This window comes from Cupriavidus yeoncheonensis, from assembly GCF_905397275.1.
Classification (GTDB): domain Bacteria; phylum Pseudomonadota; class Gammaproteobacteria; order Burkholderiales; family Burkholderiaceae; genus Cupriavidus; species Cupriavidus yeoncheonensis.
This window is the reverse complement of the sequence record NZ_CAJPUY010000007.1, coordinates 200,419-218,766: the sequence shown is the minus strand read 5'-3', so window position 1 is coordinate 218,766 and position 18,348 is coordinate 200,419. Positions and strand designations below refer to the sequence as shown.

Here is an 18,348-nt window from a genome sequence, read left to right as displayed (position 1 = left end):
CCCGTACGGCCGGCCTGGCCACCGTACGGGCCCGACGCGCCACAGCCCCTCGCCATGAAGGGGCGCGGCGCAGCGATGCGTGATGTTCAAACCGCCACCTGCCCCCGATGAACGCGCCCCGCCCCCTGACGCTTCATGTCAACCACGCCGACCATACGGTCTGCGTGGCGCCTGATACGCCGCTGCTCTATGTCCTGCGCAACGACCTGGCCTGCAATGGCCCGAAGTACGGTTGCGGACTGGGCCAGTGCGGCGCCTGCACCGTGCTGGTGGACGGCACCGTCGCGCGCTCGTGCGTGCTGCCGGTGAAGGCGGTACTCGGCCATGACGTGACCACGCTGGAGGGACTGGGCACGCCTGCGCATCCCGACCCGGTGCAGCAGGCATTTATCGACGAGCAGGCCGCGCAGTGCGGCTACTGCCTCAACGGCATGATCATGACCGCGAAGGCCCTGCTTGCGGAGAACCCGGACCCGAGCGAGGCGGAGATCCGCGAGGCGCTGCGCTTCAACCTGTGCCGCTGCGGCACGCATGTCGAGATCGTGCGCGCCGTGCAGCGCGCGGCGGTCCTGCAGCGCGAAGGCGCGCAGGGAGCACAGTCGTGAACGATACGCTGGCGCCCCGCGCGGCCGCCGTCGCCACGGCAGCCGGCAGTCCTCCCCCGATCCCGCAGTGCCTTGCCGCGCATGTGTTGCGTCCGCCGGGACTCCACTGGGCCGGCGGCCAGCCTCTCGTTGCACGCCTGCTCGGCGCGGACCGGGACGCTGCGGCCGCGACGCCGGGCGTGCGAGCCGTGATTGTCCGCAACAACTTCGCCGGCGTGGTGGCTGACTCCGATGAACAGGCCGCGCACGCGGCGGCCGCGCTGCGGGCGCGCTGGGCCCAACCGCCCGCACCGGGGACGGTGCCCGTGCGGCGGCGCGCGCTGGCGCAGCTTGGCAATGCTGCCGGCGCCCTCGCACAATCGCACGCCCGCCAGGCGCAGCGTTACCAGTGGCCGCTGGCCGGCATGCAGGCGACGACGGCCACCTGCACGGCCATCGCCGACTGGCGCGATGGTGCGCTGCGCGTCTGGCTGCCCAGTGCGCGCCCTGGCGCACTGCGCGAGGAACTGGCCACACTGCTTGGCATTGCCGAACATCAGGTTTCGCTGGTGTGCTGGCAAAGCGCCGACGACAGCGGCGACCCGGGCCTGCTCGCACACCATGCCGCCGCCGATGCAGCCCTGATGGCGCACGCCGCGGGCGGCTGCGTGCGGCGCACCATTACCGCTGACGACGTTGGGCTGGCCGAGGCAACGCTGGACTGGCAGATCGACAGCGCGCACGCCGGCGCCGTGATCGACGCATACGCCGCCACGCTCGGCGGCACCTGCGCGCCGGCCGTACCGTTGGCACTGTGGCTGACGCACACGGTGGCGCCGGTGGCGGATGTGGCCATCGACGCGGAAGCCGGCGACGGCGCATTGCCGCCCTACCGCATCACCAACATCGACATCTGCGCCGCCGGCCCGACTGCCAGCTCGCCAGACACGCCTCTGGCTTATGCCCGCGCGCAGGTCTTCGCGCAGGAATCACACCTCGACGAGATTGCCGCCAGCGCAGGCACCGATCCGGTCGCGCTGCGGCTCGGACACCTTGACGATGCGCGCGGCGCGGCGCTGGTCCGCGACGTGGCCGAGCGCGCGGGGTGGAACCCGTCGGCACAGCGCCCAGGCGCCGCGCGCGGCGCCAACGTGCGCCGTGGCCGCGGCTTCGCGTATGCGCATGCCGTGGAGAGCGACGCCGCGCAAAGCTGGTCGGCGTGGGTCGCGGAAGTGGAAGTCGACGGCACCACCGGCGAACTCGCCGTCACGCGCGTGACCGTCGGACACGACAGCGAATCGACGGTGCCACAGCGCGCGACGCCGGCAGCGCCCGCGCTGGAACAGATGGTCGCGCAGACCGCGCGGCAGCTGACCGCGCAATCGTCGGGCTTCGATGCGTGGCCCGCCGGGCAGCCCGAGACCTCCGGCAGCAGCCTGCCCGCGGTCACTGGCGCTGCAGTGCCGGAAGTCCGCATGGCTGGGTCCCTCGCCACGCGCAATACGCTGGCCGCCGGCCCCGCCGCGACGCTGCCGGCCGCGGCGGCCGTCGCTAACGCAATCTTCGATGCGACCGGTGTACGGCTGCGCGAACCGCCATTCAGCGCCGAGCGCATCCGGCTGGCACTGGACTCGCAACAGCCAGAGAAGCGGCGCAGCAAGCTTGGCTGGCTTGCAGCTGCCGCGGCAGCGGCGGCCGGCCTGTGCGCCACGGTGTTGCCATGGCGCGCGCCCATCGCGCCCGTGGCGCCGACTGAGCCTGGCTTCTATTCGGCCGCCACGCTGGAACGCGGACGGCTGGTGGCGGCCGCGGGCGACTGCGCGGTCTGCCATACCACGCCCGGCGGCGTGAAGAATGCCGGCGGCCTGGCGCTGGAAACGCCGTTCGGCACGGTCTACAGCACCAACATCACGCCCGATGCCGAGACCGGCATCGGTACCTGGTCGTTCGCCGCGTTCGAGCGCGCCATGCGCGAAGGCATCCATCGCGATGGCCGCCGCCTGTATCCGGCGTTTCCCTATACGGCCTTCGCGAAGATCAGCGACGCCGACATGCAGTCCCTGTACGCCTACCTGATGTCGGCCGAGCCCGTGAAGACGAGCGTGCCGCGCACCGAACTGGCCTTCCCGTTCAATATGCGCCCGCTGCTGGCTGGCTGGAACCTGCTGTTCCACCGCAACGCACCGTTCCAGCCGGATACCACGCGCTCGGCGCAATGGAACCGTGGCGCTTACCTGGCCGAAGGCCTGGGCCACTGCAGCGCCTGCCATTCGCCGCGCAATGCGCTGGGCGGCGAGAAAGGCGGACGCCACTACCTGACCGGCGGCACCGCGGAAGGCTGGGATGCGCCCGCACTGACCGCGCTGTCGCGTGCGCCGGTACCGTGGACCGAAGACGCCTTGTTCACCTATCTGCGCGGCGGCTACGCGGTGCATCACGGCGCCGCCGCCGGGCCAATGGCCCCGGTGGTCGAAGAGCTTGCGCTGCTGCCGGAATCCGACGTGCGCGCCATCGCGCACTACGTCGCGTCGTTCAGCGCCCCGCCACCGTCGCCCGCGCAGATCACCGCGCAGGCCGCGCAGTACGAGCGGCGCAGCGCCGAGGCCGCCGGCTCGCTGGGCGGCCCCGCTGCACGCCTGTACCAAAGCGCGTGCGCCGTGTGCCATCAGTCCGAGCAGGGCATGCGCCAGTTCGGTGTGAAGCCTTCGCTGGCACTGAACACGAACCTGCACGGCGATCGGCCCGACAACGTGATCCAGGTGCTGCTGCAAGGCATGCCGGCACCGCCGAACAGCACGCTGGGCGCCATGCCGTCCTATGCGGACAGTCTCGACGACAAGCAAGTCGCCGCACTTACGCAATACCTGCGTGCGCGCTTCGCCCCCGACAAACCCGCGTGGCAGGACGTGGAAGCCACCGTCGCGCGCCTGCGCGCGGCACCTGCGCACTGACCTGACGACAGACCTGTGCGGCGGCGCTCGCCGCACACCTTTTTCACCCGCCGGACAGGGATGTGCCGCGTCCGGCCGCATCGATGACGGCGGTGTACCGCCCCACAGGAGACCCTGCCTGCGCACGCACCGCGGCGCGCGGGAAAACCCCGAGGAGAAAACCGCAGATCGGCCTTGCCGGCCCATTTCATGTAGCTTACGCTGAACGATCATGTAGCACGCACTACATGAGTGCGAACAGCATCCAGCGGTGCACTGCGGCACAAGGACCGCGCACCGCGATGGCGTGCCACGATAAATACAAGACCAGAAAACCACCAAGGGTAGACAATAAGGAGTCACGATGACGTATCCGCATCACCCACGCATGGCAAGAGTGCTCCCGGCATAGTTCTCGCTTCGCCAGATTGAAGTCGCCCAACGGCAGGCTGCAATCGGCGGCGCGACAGCATCACGCGGCGTTCTGGACCAGCGCACTGTCCGCCCCTGCATCGACAGACATGTGCTACCGGGTTCGGAACCAGCTCTCTAATAGACAGTTAGACAGGTAGACAAAATGTCGTCATCCATTTCATCCATGCCATCCACGACCATCGCCGAAGCGTCGATCAGCGCGGCCCCGCCGTCGAACGCGCGGGCGGCGACGTCGCAGACCATCACGATCGAGGAAGGCATTCGCGCCGCGGGCGTCGGCCGCTTCCAGTACCGGCTGTTCGTCATCTTCGGCCTGGTCTGGCTCGCTGACGCGATGCAGGTGCTGTCGATCGGATTCACCGCGCCCTCGATTGCCAAGACCTTCGGCATTCCGGTTCCGACAGCGCTGCAAAGCGGTACGCTGTTCTTTGTCGGGATGCTGATCGGCGCGTTCATGTTCGGCCGGCTTGCCGACCGGATCGGCCGCCGGCCCGTGCTCATGATGGCGGTGGTCATCGACGCCATCTGCGGTGTCGCGTCCTCGTTCGCACCGGATTTCCAGTGGCTGCTGGTGCTGCGTTTCCTGACCGGCATCGGCGTTGGCGGCACGCTGCCGGTCGACTACACCATGATGGCCGAGTTCCTGCCCTCCGACCGTCGCGGCCGCTGGCTGGTTCTGCTGGAGTCGTTCTGGGCCGTTGGCACGATCCTTCTCGCCATCCTGGCGCTGGTCGCCGTTTCGCACGGGGATGCCGCCTGGCGCCTGATCTTCCTCGTCACCGGCATCCCCGCGCTGGTCGGCGTGGTCTGCCGCTTCTTCGTGCCCGAGTCTCCGCTCTACCTGAACAAGTCGGGACGCTCGGCCGAGGCACGCGCGGTGCTGCAGCGCGTAGCGGCTGCCAACCGCGTGTCGGCTGAAATCGGCACGCTGGAACCCCAGAAGATGGAGCGCAAGTCGGTGCTGGCGCTGTTCGCGACGGGCTTTCGCCGCCGCAGCATCAGCCTCTTGGTGGCGTGGGCGCTGATCTCGATCGCCTACTACGGTGTCTTCGTCTACCTGCCGGTGAAGCTGGCCGGCCAGGGCTTCGGCTTCATGCGTGGCCAGGTCTTCCTGATCCTGCTTGCGCTGGTGCAGCTGCCGGGCTTCGCGCTTGCCGCGCATGGCGTCGAGCGCTGGGGCCGGAAGCCGACGCTGATCGGCTTCCTGCTTCTCAGCGCCGCAGGCTGCATGCTCTACAGCCTGGGCCAGTCGCCGACGCTGGTAGTCGGCTCCACCCTGCTGATGAGCTTCTCGCTACTCGGCACCTGGGGCGCGCTCTACGCCTTCACGCCGGAGGTGTATCCGACCGACCTGCGGGCGAGCGGGATGGGTACGGCGGGCGCCATGGCCCGCTTCGGCGGCCTGTTCGCGCCGGCCATCATTGCCCCGGTCATGGCCACGCACTTCACGCTGGCCCTGGTGCTGCTCTCTTCGTTCCTGGCCGTGGCGGCGCTCGCGATCTACATGGTCGATATCGAGTCGAAGAACCGCGCGCTCGACTGACGCCAGGCCTGCCGGCACGGCAGGTTCGGAAACGTAGCGACAGGCGGGATCCGCCGCGGCCGCGCGGCGGCCCGCTTCCATTACAATTCCGCTACAACGGCGCGGCGCCCCGATCCACGAGACCGGGGCCGCCCGCTTCACCCTCTCCCGCCGAGCCTTCGCCGCCGCCATGAAACAAGATCCGCGTTTCCCCAGCCTGTACATCCTCGACCACCCGCTGATCCAGCACAAGCTCTCGCATATGCGCGACCGGGACACGTCCACGCGCACCTTCCGCGAACTGCTGCGCGAGATCACGCTGCTGATGGGCTATGAGATCACGCGCCACTTGCCGCTGACCACGCGGCATATCGAAACGCCGCTGGTACCGCTGGAAGCCCCGGTCATCGCCGGCAAGAAGCTGACCATCGTGCCGGTGCTGCGCGCCGGCGTGGGCATGAGCGATGGCCTGGTCGAACTGATTCCGTCGGCGCGGATCGGGCATATCGGTGTGTATCGGGACGAGCAGCACCGCCCGGTGGAGTACCTGGTGCGCCTGCCTGACGTGGAAGACCGCAGCTTCATCCTGTGCGATCCGATGGTCGCCACCGGCTACTCGGCCGCGCATGCCGTGGATGTACTGAAGCGCCGCGGCGTGAAGGATGAGGCTATCACTTTCGTCGCGCTGGTGGCGGCGCCCGAGGGCGTCGAGGTGTTCCACAAGGCGCATCCGAACGTGAAGCTGTTCGTGGCATCGCTAGACAGCCACCTGGACGAACACGCGTACATCGTGCCGGGCCTCGGCGACGCGGGCGACCGGCTGTTCGGCACCAAGAATTGATACCGCGGCGGGCGTGCCGCCCGCTCGCCATCTCTTTCCGGCTGGCGCGTGCTTGATCCTGCTCAATGGCTCGCGCAGCGCGGCTCCCTACACTCGACATCGCACAGCGAATGCTTGCAACCCGTCGACATCTCACAGGGAGATCCGCATGGAAGCCTTCAAGATCCTCTTTACGACCGGCACCGGGCTGATGAGCCTCGGGGTCATCGTCTTTATCATCGGCATGGCGTGGTTCTTCGCGCGCATGTTCAGCCGCAAGATGCGCGAAGACGCGGCAGCCGCCAAGGCCGCCGCGCGAGACCGGCCAGCATCGCGGACCGGTTCGCACTGAGCGGCGCCTACTTTTTCTTGCCGCCGCCCAGCAGGCTGCCCAGCACGCCGCGGATCAGTTCGCGGCCGACCTGGGAACCAACGGTACGCGCGGCCGACTTGGCCATCGACTCCAGGATGGAGTCGCCGCGGCCGCTCTTGCCGGTACCCTTGGTCAGCGAGCCGAAGATCTCGCCGGCGGTGCCCAGCCAGCCGCCCTCTTGGCCCGGTGTATCGGCCGGAGCATCGGCGGTCGGCTTCTGCGCCGTGGCTCCGCCACCGTTGCCCGCCGGCGCCACGCTGCCGCGCAGCTTCTCGTAGGCCGATTCGCGGTCGATCGTCTTTTCGTAAGTCCCCGCCACCAGCGACGTCGCGATCAGCTGCTTGCGCTCGTCGTCGGTGACCGGGCCGATGCGGCTGCCCGGCGCCAGCACCCACGCGCGCTCGGTCACGCCCGGCGTGCCCTTGGCATCGAGCAGCGACACCAGTGCCTCGCCCACGCCCAGTTCGCCGATGACCTTCTCGACGTCGAGCTTCGGGTTGGCGCGCATGGTGGTAGCCGCCACCTTCACGGCCTTCTGGTCGCGCGGCGTGAAGGCGCGCAAGGCATGCTGCACGCGGTTGCCGAGTTGCCCCAGCACGGTGTCGGGGATATCGGCCGGATTCTGCGTGACGAAGTACACTCCGACGCCCTTGGAGCGGATCAGCCGCACCACCTGTTCGATCTTGTCGAGCAGCGCCTTGGGCGCATCGCTGAACAGCAGGTGCGCCTCGTCGAAGAAGAAGACAAGCTTGGGCTTGTCGAGGTCGCCGGCCTCGGGCAGCTTCTCGAACAGCTCGGACAGCATCCACAGCAGGAACGTGGCATAGAGCTTGGGCGAGTTCATCAGCTGGTCGGCCGCCAGGATGTTGACCACGCCCTGGCCCTTGTCGGTCTGGAGGAAGTCCTCCAGGTTGAGCATCGGCTCGCCGAAGAACATGTCCGCGCCCTGCGACTCCAGCGCGACCAGGCCGCGCTGGATGGCACCGATCGAGGCCGCGGAGATATTGCCGTACTCGGTGGTGTACTGCGCCGCGTTATCGCCCACGTGCTGGAGCATGGCGCGCAGGTCCTTGGCGTCGAGCAGCAGCAGGCCGTTGGCATCGGCAATGCGGAACACGAGGTTGAGCACGCCCTGCTGGGTGTCGTTCAGCTCCAGCATGCGTGACAGCAGCAGCGGCCCCATGTGCGAGACGGTGGCCCGCACCGGATGCCCCTTCTGGCCGAATACGTCCCACAGCGTGGTCGGGCAACCGCCCCATGCCGGCTCCGGCAGGTTCAGTTCCGCCAGGCGCGCCTTGAGCTTGTCGGTGGGCTGGCCCGGCATGGAAATGCCGGTCAGGTCACCTTTGACGTCGGCCATGAAGACCGGCACGCCCAGCCGCGAAAACCCCTGCGCCAGCGTCTGCAGGGTCACGGTCTTGCCGGTACCGGTGGCGCCGGTGATCAGTCCGTGCCGGTTGCCCATTTGCGGGAGCAAGGCCAGTTCGAGCTCGGCGTTCTTGGCGATCAGGATGGGTTCGGCCATGGTGTCTCGGATCAGGAAGCGTGGCGGGCGGCCACAGGCGCGGCGCGGACAGGGCCGCGTGATAAAATCACCGGCTGATTATAGCCAGCAGCCGGGCCTATCCGTCACCCCGCGTCACTCCGCGCGCCCGTTTGTGCCGCGCTGTACCGCGCGCGCAAGCTGCAGCCTTCCCGCACAACCTCACGTTTTCCGCTTCGGAGAGAATCATGGCCGGTCACTCGAAATGGGCCAATATCAAGCACAAGAAGGCCGCCGCTGACGCCAAGCGCGGCAAGATCTGGACCCGCCTGATCAAGGAAATCACCGTTGCCGCCAAGCTCGGCGGCGGCGATCCCGATTCCAACCCGCGCCTGCGCCTGTCCATGGACAAGGCGATGGACGCCAATATGCCCAAGGACAACATCCAGCGCGCGATCCAGCGCGGCGTGGGTGGCCTGGAAGGCGTGAACTACGAGGAAATCCGCTATGAGGGCTACGGCCTGAGCGGCGCCGCGATCATTGTCGACTGCCTGACCGACAACCGCACGCGCACCGTGGCCGAAGTGCGCCACGCGTTTTCCAAGCACGGCGGCAATATGGGGACCGAAGGCTCGGTGGCATTCATGTTCACCCATTGCGGCCAGTTCCTGTTTGCGCCGGGCACGCCGGAAGACAAGCTGATGGACGCCGCACTGGAAGCCGGCGCCGACGACGTGGTCACCAATGACGACGGCTCGATCGAAGTCACCTGCCCGCCGAACGATTTTTCCGCGGTCAAGGCGGCCCTGGAAGCCGCCGGCTTCAAGGCCGAGGTGGCCGACGTGGTGATGAAGCCGCAGAACGAAGTCGACTTCGCGGGCGACGACGCGGCGAAGATGCAGAAGCTGCTGGACGCCCTGGAAAACCTCGATGACGTGCAGGAAGTCTTCACCAACGCGGTCATCGAAGAGTAAGTAGACTTAGTTAGCCCTCGGGCGGCAGCACGAACAGGCTGCCGCCTTTTTGCATGCGTTTCTTTTCTGGCAGTGGATCATGAAAGTATTGGTTGTCGGCTCGGGTGGACGTGAACACGCGCTGGCCTGGAAATTGGCCCAATCCCCGAAGTTGCAGGTGGTGTACGTGGCACCGGGCAATGGCGGGACCGCGCTCGACAAGCGCCTGCAGAATGTTCCGCTGACGGATCCGGAAGTACTGGCCGCCTTTGCCGAGCGCGAAGGCGTGGCCTTCACCGTGGTCGGCCCCGAAGCGCCGCTGGCCGCCGGCATCGTGGACGTGTTCCGTGCCAAGGGCCTGCGCATCTTCGGCCCGACCCGGGCCGCGGCGCAGCTTGAGTCGTCGAAGGACTTCGCCAAGGCCTTCATGCACCGCCACGGCATTCCGACGGCCGCCTACCAGACCTTCTCCGACGCCGCCCAGGCGCACGCCTACATCGACGCGCAAGGCGCGCCGATCGTGATCAAGGCGGACGGACTGGCTGCCGGCAAGGGCGTGGTCGTCGCCATGAGCCTGGAAGAAGCGCACGCCGCCGTCGACATGATGCTGGCCGACAACAAGCTCGGCGACGCCGGTGCACGCGTGGTGGTCGAGGAGTTCCTGGACGGCGAGGAAGCCAGCTTCATCGTGCTGGTCGACGGCAAGAACGTGCTGGCGCTGGCCACCAGCCAGGACCACAAGCGCCTGCTGGACGCCGACGCCGGCCCCAACACCGGCGGCATGGGCGCCTACTCGCCCGCGCCGGTGGTCACGCCCGCCCTGCATGCGCGCGCGCTGCGCGAAATCATCCTGCCGACCGTGCGCGGCATGGAAAAGGACGGCATTCCGTACACGGGCTTCCTGTACGCCGGCCTGATGATCGACAAGGACGGCAACCCGAAGACGCTGGAATTCAACTGCCGCATGGGCGACCCGGAAACCCAGCCGATCATGGCGCGCCTGAAGACCGACCTGGTCGACGTGATGGACGCCGCGGTGTCGGGCAAGCTCGACGAAGTCGAACTGGACTGGGACCGCCGCACCGCGCTGGGTGTCGTGATGGCGGCCTACGGCTATCCCGACGCGCCGCGCAAGGGCGATGCCATCACCGGGATCCCGGCCGAAACCGATGACAGCGTGACGTTCCACGCCGGCACCACGCTCAAGGACGGCACGCTGCTGACCACGGGCGGGCGCGTGCTCTGCGTGGTGGGCCTGGCCGATACCGTCAAGGCCGCGCAACGCGCCGCCTACGCCGCCGTGGAGCAGATCCAGTTCGATGGCATGCAATATCGTACCGACATCGGCTACCGCGCCATCAAGCGCTGAGCGCCGAACTGGTGCCGCCAACGGGCCGGACCGGCCCCTGGCGGCCCGTCACGTTCGGACGGCGCGCGCGGGCAAGTGGCGCGCCAGCCGTTACAATCGTGACACCCACATGACGGCCGTGCCGGCCAGACGCCGGCACGGCCGCCCTTGCATCCGGGGCCCGCGCCCCTACACGCCATGATCGATTCCCAGGCAGTCCGTGCCTACCTGCTCGGTCTGCAAGACCGCATCACCGACGCCGTCGCCGCCCTTGACGGACAGCCCTTCCTGACTGACGCCTGGGAAAAACCGCCCACCGAGCGCCTGCGCGGCAGTGGCCGCACCCGCATCCTGGAGGGCGGCGCCGTGATGGAGCGTGCCGGCGTGGGCTTTTCGCACGTGAGCGGCGACACCCTGCCCCCGTCGGCCAGCGCCAACCGGCCCGAACTGGCCGGGCGCAGCTTCGAGGCGATGGGCGTGTCGCTGGTCTTCCATCCGCGCAATCCGTACGTGCCCACCGTGCACATGAACGTGCGCTGCTTTATCGCCACCAAGCCCGGTGCCGATCCGGTCTGGTGGTTCGGCGGCGGCATGGACCTGACGCCGTACTATGGCAATGCCGACGACTGCGCGCATTTCCACCGTACCTGCAAGGCATCGCTGGCGCCGTTTGGCGATGAGCTGTATCCGCGCTTCAAGCAGTGGTGCGACGAGTATTTCTTCCTGAAGCACCGCGGCGAGGCGCGCGGCATTGGCGGGATCTTTTTCGACGACTTCTCGACGCAGGGCTTCGAGCGCAGCTTCGAGATGATGCGCAGCGTCGGCGATGCCTTCCTGGATGCCTACCAGCCCATCCTGGAGCGCCGCAAGGACACGCCGTACGGCGAGCGCGAGCGCGACTTCCAGGCCTACCGCCGTGGCCGCTATGTCGAATTCAACCTGGTGTTCGATCGCGGCACGCTGTTCGGACTTCAGTCCGGCGGCCGCGCCGAATCGATCCTGATGTCGATGCCGCCGCAGGTGACATGGCGCTACGACTGGCAGCCGGAACCGGGCAGCGCCGAAAACGCGCTGTACACCGACTTCCTGCCGGCGCGCGACTGGGCCTGACGGCAACCTTATGGCACATCCCGACCAAGACGCCATGCCGGCCGCCGCCGGCAAAGACGCCCGCCCCTATCGCCTGGGCATCCTGGGCGGCACCTTCGACCCTCCCCATCTCGGACACCTGGCGCTGGCCAGCCTTTGCATCGACCACCTGGCGCTCGATGAACTGGTGTGGATCCCGACCGGCCAGTCCTGGCAAAAGGGCGCGGACGTGACCCCTGCCGCGGACCGCTTCGCCATGACCGAGCTGGCGGCCGCCGCGCTGGCCGGCACTCCCGCAAAGATCCGCGTGAGCCGCATGGAGGTCGACCGCGAGGGCCCGAGCTATACCATCGACACCGTGCGCCAGCTGCGCGACGAATACGGCCCGCAAGCCTCGCTGTGCTGGCTGATGGGCGCCGACCAGCTCCTGCGCCTGCATACCTGGCACGGCTGGCAGCAATTGTTCGCCCACGTGCACTTGTGCACCGCTACTCGCCCGGGCTTTGCCCTGTCCGAGCTCGAAGGGCCGGTGCGCGAAGCGTTGGCCACGCGCCAGGCTGACACGCACCTGATACAATGTTCGCCCTCCGGCCGGATGTGGATTGACCAGACCCTCGCTGTCGATTTGTCTTCCACCGGCCTGCGCCAGCGTCTGGCATCCGGCCTGCCGGCGGATGACCAACTGCCTGCCGGCGTGGCACACTACATCGCGAGCCAGGGGCTCTACCGCCCCACATCAGGCCAGGCCTGAACCGGCCGCCTCCAATGATTTCAGCTGAACAAGAACGCACCATGGATATTCGCAAACTGCAACGCGCCATCGTCGACGGCCTCGAGGATGTCAAAGCGCAGGACATCAAGGTGTATGACACCAGCCACCTGACCGAACTGTTCGACCGGGTGGTGATTGCCAGCGGGACATCCAACCGCCAGACCAAGGCGCTTGCAGCATCGGTGCGTGACACGGTGAAGGAAGCCGGCGGCCACATCATTGCAGTGGAAGGCCTGGAAACCGGCGAATGGGTGCTGGTCGACTGCGGCGACGCGGTGGTGCACATCCTGCAGCCGCAGCTGCGCCTGTACTACAACCTCGAAGAGATCTGGGGCGACAAGCCGGTGCGCATGCGGCTCGCCGCCGCCAAGGGCCTGGTCAAGGCCAGCGAGCCGATGGATGCGGACGACGACGAAGCGCCGGCACCGCGCGCGCGCCGCGCCAGCAACCTGCGCCCGGCCCTGGCCCGCCTGCCCGAAGGCATGAAGGAACCCTCGCCGCCGATGGGCCACGAGGACACCGATCCGGACGCCATCGCGACCATCCGCAAGCCGGCCCGCAAGACCGCTGCCGCCAAGACCGCTGGCACCAAGACGCCCGCCACGCGCGCCGCCGCGCCGCGCAAGACAGCCGCCGGCACCCCGGCACGCAAGACCGCCACGCGTACCACCGCGGCCAAGACCGCTGCTGCCAAGACCGGCGCCGCCAAGCCGGCTGCCCGCAAGCGCACCACGCGCTCGGCCTGAGTCTGATCTTGCGCGCGCGGCTGCGGCCGCGCGGCAATGCTCCCCATGCAACTGGTCATCGTGGCGGTCGGCCACAAGATGCCTGGCTGGATCGAAACCGGCTTCAACGAGTATGCCAAGCGCATGCCGCCGGAGTTGCGCATCGAACTGCGCGAGGTCAAGCCCGAAACCCGCTCCTCCTCCAATAACGCCGCTACCGTGATGCAGCGCGAAGCCGCGCGCATTGACGCGGTGCTGTCGTCGCTGTCGCGGCAGTGCCGCATCGTGGCGCTGGACGAGCGCGGGCGCGACTTCACGACGGTGCAGCTCGCCGGCCAGCTTACCGACTGGCAGCGCGAAGGCGGCGACGTCGCGTTCCTGATCGGCGGGGCTGACGGCCTCGATCCCGCGTTGAAAGCGCGGGCGCAAACGCTGCTGCGGCTGTCCAGCCTTACGCTGCCGCACGGCATGGTGCGGGTGCTGCTGGCCGAACAGCTCTACCGCGCCTGGTCGGTCACGCAGAACCACCCCTATCACCGGGCCTGAGCCGGCGCCGGCAGTACAATGCGGGCCTTGGGCGGCCGCTTCAGGCTTGCCTGTTCCCGCTTGCCTGTTCCCGAATCTCCGCTCCCGCCCGCCCTGATGCACGATTACCTCTATCTCGCCTCCCAGAGCCCGCGCCGCCGTGAACTGCTGACGCAGCTCGGCGTACGCTATGAACTGCTGCTCGCCGATGATGACGAAGACGCAGAGGCGCTGGAAGTCGTACAGCCCGGCGAGACGCCCGACGACTATGTCCAGCGCGTCTGCGCGCTCAAGGCCGAAGCCGCGCTGCGGCGCCGCGAACGGCGCGCGCTGCCCGACGCCCCCGTGCTCACGTCCGACACGACCGTGTGCCTCGGTGGCGACATCCTCGGCAAGCCGGCCGATGGCGCCGACGCCGCGGCCATGCTTGCCGCGCTGTCCGGCTCGACGCACCGCGTGCTGACCGCCGTCACCGTGGTCTCGACGCTGGGCATGCATCATGCGCTGTCGATCTCCCGCGTCACGTTTCGCGCGATGTCCGCGCCCGAGATCGAGGGCTACGTCGCCAGCGGCGAGCCGCTCGGCAAGGCCGGTGCCTACGGCATCCAGGGCCGCGCGGCGGAGTTCGTCGAGCGGATCGAAGGCAGCTATTCAGGTATCATGGGCCTACCCCTGTTTGAGACGGCAGCGTTACTCAGACAGGCCCGCCTGCGGTTCTGAACGGCATCTGCCAAAGCCTGCCAGCCCGGGCAGACAATACATCGCCGGTACACCGGCAACGCGTTTCATCCGCCATGACTGAAGACATCCTCGTCAACATCACGCCACAAGAGACGCGCGTTGCCATCGTGCAGCAGGCCGCCGTCCAGGAACTGCATGTCGAGCGCACCCTGACGCGCGGACTGGTCGGGAACATCTACCTGGGCAAGGTCGTGCGCGTGCTGCCGGGCATGCAGTCGGCCTTCATCGACATCGGCCTGGAACGCGCGGCATTCCTGCACGTCGCCGATATCTGGCATCCGCGCGATCCCGACAAGAACGGCACCCAGCTCGCCATCGAGAAGACCCTGTTCGAAGGCCAGGCGCTGATGGTGCAGGTCATCAAGGACCCGATCGGCACCAAGGGCGCGCGCCTGTCCACGCAGGTCAGCATTGCCGGGCGCACGCTCGTGTACCTGCCGCAGGATCCGCATATCGGCATTTCGCAGCGCATCGAAGGCGAGGTCGATCGCGAGGCGCTGCGCAGCCGCGTGCAGGGCCTGGTGCCGGCCGACGAGCGCGGCGGCTTCATCGTGCGCACCATCGCCGAGGAAGCGAGCGACGAAGAGCTCGGCAACGACATCGCCTACCTGCGCAAGATCTGGGCGACGATCCGCCAGAACGCCACCACGCAGCCGGCGCCGAGCCTGCTCTACCAGGACCTGGACCTGGCCCAGCGCGTACTGCGCGACTTCATCAACGACGCCACCGGCGTGATCCAGATCGACTCGCGCGAGAACTACCAGCGCCTCGTCGAATTCGCGCAGGAATATACGCCGGCGGTGCTGGCGCGCCTGTCGCACTACACCGGCGAGCGGCCGATCTTCGACCTGTTCAATATCGACGCGGAGATCGAGAAAGCGCTGTCGCGGCGCGTGGACCTGAAGTCCGGCGGCTACCTGATGATCGACCAGACCGAGGCGATGACGACGATCGACGTCAACACCGGCGGCTACGTCGGCGCGCGCAACTTCGACGACACGATCTTCAAGACCAACCTCGAAGCCGCGCATACCATCGCGCGCCAGCTGCGGCTGCGCAACCTGGGCGGGATCATCATCATCGACTTCATCGACATGGAGAATGTCGAGCACCGCGAGGCGGTGCTGTCGGAACTCAAGCGCGCGCTGTCGCGCGACCGCACGCGCATCACCGTCAACAACTTCTCGCAGCTCGGCCTGGTGGAGATGACGCGCAAGCGCACGCGCGAATCGCTCGCGCACGTGCTGTGCGAACAGTGCCCGGTGTGCCAGGGCAAGGGCCAGGTCAAGACGCCGCGTACGGCGTGCTACGACATCCTGCGCGAGATCATGCGCGAATCGCGCCAGTTCAACCCGCGCGAGTTCCGCATCCTGGCGTCGCAGGAAGTCATCGACCTGTTCCTGGAAGAGGAAAGCCAGCACCTGGCGATGCTGGGCGACTTCATCGGCAAGCCGATTTCGCTGCAGGTGGAATCGACGTTCCACCAGGAGCAGTACGACATTATCCTGATGTGATCGCCTGGAGACGTATCAGCCACACCTGATCGTCACATTCCCGGCGGCACCGAATGCCGTAGGCCTGCGCAAGGCCTGAAGCAAAAAGGGTTGCAGACTTTTGCCTGCAACCCTTTGTTGTATTGACTCGCCCGGTAGACCGGGCAGCGCCTCAGTGAGGCATCTGGTCGCTCGAGAAAATGTACCGGGCGCCGTCCGAATAGATGTCGTACTTGCCGCCATTCTTCGCCCCGTCGGTGTAGGCGCTGTATTTTTCGGTACGTGCGCCATCGGTGTGGGGATCGAAGTTGCCACTCTTGGCCAGAACCGGGGCAGCCGAGATGGCGGCAGCGATGGCGGTAATGACGATCAGGAGGTAGCGGCTCGCGTTCATGATTTTCCTCTAGGGTCGCGACGCCCTTGTTTTTGGGGGTCTGCTGCATTGCGGCATCGCGTACCCGAATACTAAGGGTTTTCCCTCGAAGTGACCAACCCCCAACTCAACAACAGCCTGTTGCATTTTTTGGAATATTGATTGCGCAGGCCCTGCCCGTCTGCGGGACTGCACGCCTGGCCCGACCGTACCTTGTTGCCGCTGGCTGTGGCTTCCCTACAAGTCAATGACGGCCGGGACGCGTGGCGCCACCGCGCACATCAGCTCATAGCCGATCGTGCCCGCCGCCGCGGCAACGTCGTCAATCGGAACATGCCGGCCCCAGAGTTCTACCGGCGCTCCGACATTGGCTTCCGGGCATTCGCTGAGATCGACCGCCAGCATGTCCATGGAAATGCGCCCGACGGTGCGTGTGTTGCGATTGCCCACACGCACCGGCGCGAAATGCTCCGCATGCGAGGAGCTTGTGCGCGGATAGCCGTCGGCATAACCGCACGCGACGATGCCGATGCGCTGGCGCCGCGTGGCCACATAGTGCGAACCATAGCCGACGGACTGGCCCGGCAGCAGGTCCTGCACGCCCAGTATCCGGCTGGCCAGCGTCTGAGCCGCCTGCAGCCCGGTGCCGGCCAGATCGTTGGCACAGCCTGACGGCGCGGCGCCGTAGAGCATGATCCCCGCCCGCACCCAGTCCGCGTGGCAATCGGCGTGCCGCATGGTCGCCGCGGAGTTCGCGATCGAAACCTGCCCCGGCAAGCCCCGTGTGGCGGCATGGAACGTTGCTGCCTGTTCCGCGACGCCCTTGCCGGTATCGGCATCCGAGAAGTGGCTCATGTGGGTCACCGACCCCACCGCGGCGATGTCGCTCAGGCGCCGCCAGGCCGCGCCGTACTCTGCCGGACCGAAGCCCAGGCGATTCATGCCGGAATTCAGCTTCAGACAGACATCGACCGAGCGCGCTGGCAGCCGGCCATCGCGAGACGCCACCTCCAGCATCCTCAACTGCTCTTCTCCGTGTACCGCCGTGGTCAGGCGCAGCGATGCGAGCAGCGCGATATCGCTTTCATCGAAGAACCCCTCCAGCAGCAGGATCGGGCCAGCCCAGCCCAGGTCGCGCAACTGGGCTGCCTCCTCAAGGTCCAGCAAGGCGAAGCCGTCCGCCGATGCAAGCGCAGGGTAGACCCTGGCGATGCCGTGGCCATAGGCATTGGCCTTTACCACGGCCCAGATTTTTGATGCAGGCGCGAGGCGGCGCGCAATGGCCAGGTTGCCGGCCAGTGCGGACCGGTGAATGGTCAAGGAGATGGGACGGGGCATGTCGTTGTCGGGATGGCCGCAGGAGTCACTGGTGATCCGCTCGGATCCCAGAGCGCCGACTATCGTATCGGCGTTGCAGCAGGCTTTGTTACTGAATTTCCCGTAGTTTTCAGCAACAGCTTTCAAGCCCGGGCAAGCCACGAAGCGACCGAAACGGCGTCACCGAACGGCTCGCTTCGCTGCCGCAAGGGCTGGTGTTTCTACCTACGCGCAAGTGATCCTCATGACCCTGCGCGTTGATGGCGATCCGCTATAACTCAGTTAACGCCATCCAATCCACCAGCATGGGCGTCAGCCCGCAAGTTAGAGGCGTTCTGTAGTGAGGTACCCCGGATGAAAGCCGCACAACTGGGCTCATGCTTCTTGGCCATGCTCTTGTGCACTGCCTGCGAGCAATTGCCGATCGCCCGGCGGGCACCTCCGCCATCCCCGCCACCCCAGGCCGCCGCCCCGGTCGCCGAAGCGCCCCGCGCCACGCCGATCGCGGCACACGATATCAGCCTGGCCGGCACGTGTCGCCGGACCGAGGATGACGGCTTTCGCGAGGATGCGGTGATGCGCGTGGTCTCCAATGACGTGAAGACCCTGAAATGGAAGCTGTGGGTATCCAAGCGCGGCAGCTGCCAGTTCGACCTGGCGGACTTCAAGCAGGTCCAGAAAACGCCGCACATCGTGCTGCAAGCCACTGACGGCACCCAGTGCAAGCTGCTGATCTGGCAGGACCCGCGGCGCGTCACGCTCGCGCACGCCAATTGCCAGCAGCGCTGTACGCCTGGCATCTATGAGCAGGCGTGGCCGGTGCTGTTCAATCCGAACAACGGAAACTGCGCCGAGATCCGCTGAC

Annotated in this window: 17 protein-coding genes; 14 read left to right on the top strand and 3 right to left on the bottom strand. The window is 67.3% G+C overall.

Annotated elements, in window-relative coordinates:
• The first annotated feature begins 107 nt into the window (after nucleotides 1-107).
• The 5 genes from KHO22_RS11850 to KHO22_RS11830 all read left to right on the top strand — a co-directional run bounded on the left by KHO22_RS11850 (nucleotide 108) and on the right by KHO22_RS11830 (nucleotide 6,643).
• Nucleotides 108-605, top strand: a complete 498-nt coding sequence (locus KHO22_RS11850) for a (2Fe-2S)-binding protein (protein ID WP_211947330.1) — start codon at nucleotides 108-110, stop codon at nucleotides 603-605.
• On the top strand, nucleotides 602-3,535 hold the full coding sequence (locus KHO22_RS11845) for a c-type cytochrome (RefSeq protein WP_211947329.1): 2,934 nt from the start codon (nucleotides 602-604) through the stop codon (nucleotides 3,533-3,535). Before KHO22_RS11850 ends, KHO22_RS11845 begins: the two co-directional genes overlap by 4 nt.
• A 556-nt stretch (nucleotides 3,536-4,091) precedes the next feature.
• Entirely contained in the window at nucleotides 4,092-5,492 is a 1,401-nt protein-coding gene (locus KHO22_RS11840) for an MFS transporter (RefSeq protein ID WP_230426843.1), read from the top strand.
• A 169-nt stretch (nucleotides 5,493-5,661) separates the two neighbouring features.
• Nucleotides 5,662-6,312: a uracil phosphoribosyltransferase gene (gene upp, locus KHO22_RS11835; RefSeq protein ID WP_211947328.1), complete on the top strand. Its 651-nt coding sequence runs from the start codon at nucleotides 5,662-5,664 to the stop codon at nucleotides 6,310-6,312.
• Between the two features lie 148 nt (nucleotides 6,313-6,460).
• Nucleotides 6,461-6,643 (top strand): DUF3149 domain-containing protein, encoded by a 183-nt coding sequence (locus KHO22_RS11830; RefSeq protein ID WP_211947327.1) that lies wholly within the window; start codon nucleotides 6,461-6,463, stop codon nucleotides 6,641-6,643.
• 7 nt (nucleotides 6,644-6,650) lie between these two features.
• Here the strand turns inward: KHO22_RS11830 and KHO22_RS11825 are convergent, their stop codons facing one another.
• Nucleotides 6,651-8,189: a helicase HerA-like C-terminal domain-containing protein gene (locus KHO22_RS11825; protein WP_211947326.1), complete on the bottom strand. Its 1,539-nt coding sequence runs from the start codon at nucleotides 8,187-8,189 to the stop codon at nucleotides 6,651-6,653.
• Between the two features lie 206 nt (nucleotides 8,190-8,395).
• On the opposite strand from KHO22_RS11825, the gene KHO22_RS11820 reads away from it, so the two are divergent.
• From KHO22_RS11820 to rng, 8 genes are all read left to right on the top strand, one after another.
• Nucleotides 8,396-9,121, top strand: coding sequence for a YebC/PmpR family DNA-binding transcriptional regulator (locus tag KHO22_RS11820; protein WP_211947325.1), 726 nt, complete (start codon nucleotides 8,396-8,398; stop codon nucleotides 9,119-9,121).
• 79 nt (nucleotides 9,122-9,200) lie between these two features.
• The gene (gene purD, locus KHO22_RS11815) at nucleotides 9,201-10,469 is read left to right on the top strand and encodes a phosphoribosylamine--glycine ligase (RefSeq protein ID WP_211947324.1); all 1,269 of its coding nucleotides are present in this window, start codon (nucleotides 9,201-9,203) and stop codon (nucleotides 10,467-10,469) included.
• Between the two features lie 177 nt (nucleotides 10,470-10,646).
• Nucleotides 10,647-11,558, top strand: coding sequence for an oxygen-dependent coproporphyrinogen oxidase (gene hemF / locus KHO22_RS11810; RefSeq protein WP_211947323.1), 912 nt, complete (start codon nucleotides 10,647-10,649; stop codon nucleotides 11,556-11,558).
• A gap of 10 nt (nucleotides 11,559-11,568) precedes the next feature.
• The gene (locus KHO22_RS11805) at nucleotides 11,569-12,288 is read left to right on the top strand and encodes a nicotinate-nucleotide adenylyltransferase (protein WP_211947322.1); all 720 of its coding nucleotides are present in this window, start codon (nucleotides 11,569-11,571) and stop codon (nucleotides 12,286-12,288) included.
• Nucleotides 12,289-12,329: 41 nt separating this feature from the next.
• Nucleotides 12,330-13,055, top strand: coding sequence for a ribosome silencing factor (rsfS, locus tag KHO22_RS11800; RefSeq protein WP_211947321.1), 726 nt, complete (start codon nucleotides 12,330-12,332; stop codon nucleotides 13,053-13,055).
• A gap of 45 nt (nucleotides 13,056-13,100) precedes the next feature.
• On the top strand, nucleotides 13,101-13,580 hold the full coding sequence (gene rlmH / locus KHO22_RS11795) for a 23S rRNA (pseudouridine(1915)-N(3))-methyltransferase RlmH (RefSeq protein WP_211947320.1): 480 nt from the start codon (nucleotides 13,101-13,103) through the stop codon (nucleotides 13,578-13,580).
• 96 nt (nucleotides 13,581-13,676) lie between these two features.
• On the top strand, nucleotides 13,677-14,279 hold the full coding sequence (locus KHO22_RS11790; RefSeq protein WP_211947319.1) for a Maf family protein: 603 nt from the start codon (nucleotides 13,677-13,679) through the stop codon (nucleotides 14,277-14,279).
• Nucleotides 14,280-14,353: 74 nt separating this feature from the next.
• Nucleotides 14,354-15,814, top strand: coding sequence for a ribonuclease G (gene rng / locus KHO22_RS11785; protein WP_211947318.1), 1,461 nt, complete (start codon nucleotides 14,354-14,356; stop codon nucleotides 15,812-15,814).
• 151 nt (nucleotides 15,815-15,965) lie between these two features.
• Here the strand turns inward: rng and KHO22_RS11780 are convergent, their stop codons facing one another.
• Together KHO22_RS11780 and alr are read right to left on the bottom strand one after the other, a co-directional pair.
• On the bottom strand, nucleotides 15,966-16,187 hold the full coding sequence (locus tag KHO22_RS11780) for a hypothetical protein (protein ID WP_211947317.1): 222 nt from the start codon (nucleotides 16,185-16,187) through the stop codon (nucleotides 15,966-15,968).
• A gap of 216 nt (nucleotides 16,188-16,403) precedes the next feature.
• A complete protein-coding gene (alr, locus tag KHO22_RS11775; RefSeq protein WP_211947406.1) occupies nucleotides 16,404-17,504 on the bottom strand; it encodes an alanine racemase in 1,101 nt (366 codons plus the stop codon).
• A gap of 333 nt (nucleotides 17,505-17,837) precedes the next feature.
• Here alr and KHO22_RS11770 point away from each other — a divergent pair, with 333 nt between their 5' ends.
• Nucleotides 17,838-18,347 (top strand): hypothetical protein, encoded by a 510-nt coding sequence (locus KHO22_RS11770; RefSeq protein WP_211947316.1) that lies wholly within the window; start codon nucleotides 17,838-17,840, stop codon nucleotides 18,345-18,347.
• The last annotated feature ends 1 nt before the right edge of the window (nucleotide 18,348 follow it).

Bases quoted from the DNA above. Each gene is read 5' to 3' on its own strand.
- KHO22_RS11850 (WP_211947330.1), top strand. From the start codon at position 108: ATGAACGCGCCCCGCCCCCTGACGCTTCATGTCAACCACGCCGACCAT.
- KHO22_RS11840 (WP_230426843.1), top strand. From the start codon at position 4,092: ATGTCGTCATCCATTTCATCCATGCCATCCACGACCATCGCCGAAGCG.
- upp (WP_211947328.1), top strand. From the start codon at position 5,662: ATGAAACAAGATCCGCGTTTCCCCAGCCTGTACATCCTCGACCACCCG.
- KHO22_RS11830 (WP_211947327.1), top strand. From the start codon at position 6,461: ATGGAAGCCTTCAAGATCCTCTTTACGACCGGCACCGGGCTGATGAGC.
- KHO22_RS11825 (WP_211947326.1), bottom strand. From the start codon at position 8,189: ATGGCCGAACCCATCCTGATCGCCAAGAACGCCGAGCTCGAACTGGCC.
- KHO22_RS11820 (WP_211947325.1), top strand. From the start codon at position 8,396: ATGGCCGGTCACTCGAAATGGGCCAATATCAAGCACAAGAAGGCCGCC.
- purD (WP_211947324.1), top strand. From the start codon at position 9,201: ATGAAAGTATTGGTTGTCGGCTCGGGTGGACGTGAACACGCGCTGGCC.
- hemF (WP_211947323.1), top strand. From the start codon at position 10,647: ATGATCGATTCCCAGGCAGTCCGTGCCTACCTGCTCGGTCTGCAAGAC.
- KHO22_RS11805 (WP_211947322.1), top strand. From the start codon at position 11,569: ATGGCACATCCCGACCAAGACGCCATGCCGGCCGCCGCCGGCAAAGAC.
- rsfS (WP_211947321.1), top strand. From the start codon at position 12,330: ATGGATATTCGCAAACTGCAACGCGCCATCGTCGACGGCCTCGAGGAT.
- rlmH (WP_211947320.1), top strand. From the start codon at position 13,101: ATGCAACTGGTCATCGTGGCGGTCGGCCACAAGATGCCTGGCTGGATC.
- KHO22_RS11790 (WP_211947319.1), top strand. From the start codon at position 13,677: ATGCACGATTACCTCTATCTCGCCTCCCAGAGCCCGCGCCGCCGTGAA.
- rng (WP_211947318.1), top strand. From the start codon at position 14,354: ATGACTGAAGACATCCTCGTCAACATCACGCCACAAGAGACGCGCGTT.
- KHO22_RS11780 (WP_211947317.1), bottom strand. From the start codon at position 16,187: ATGAACGCGAGCCGCTACCTCCTGATCGTCATTACCGCCATCGCTGCC.
- alr (WP_211947406.1), bottom strand. From the start codon at position 17,504: ATGCCCCGTCCCATCTCCTTGACCATTCACCGGTCCGCACTGGCCGGC.
- KHO22_RS11770 (WP_211947316.1), top strand. From the start codon at position 17,838: ATGAAAGCCGCACAACTGGGCTCATGCTTCTTGGCCATGCTCTTGTGC.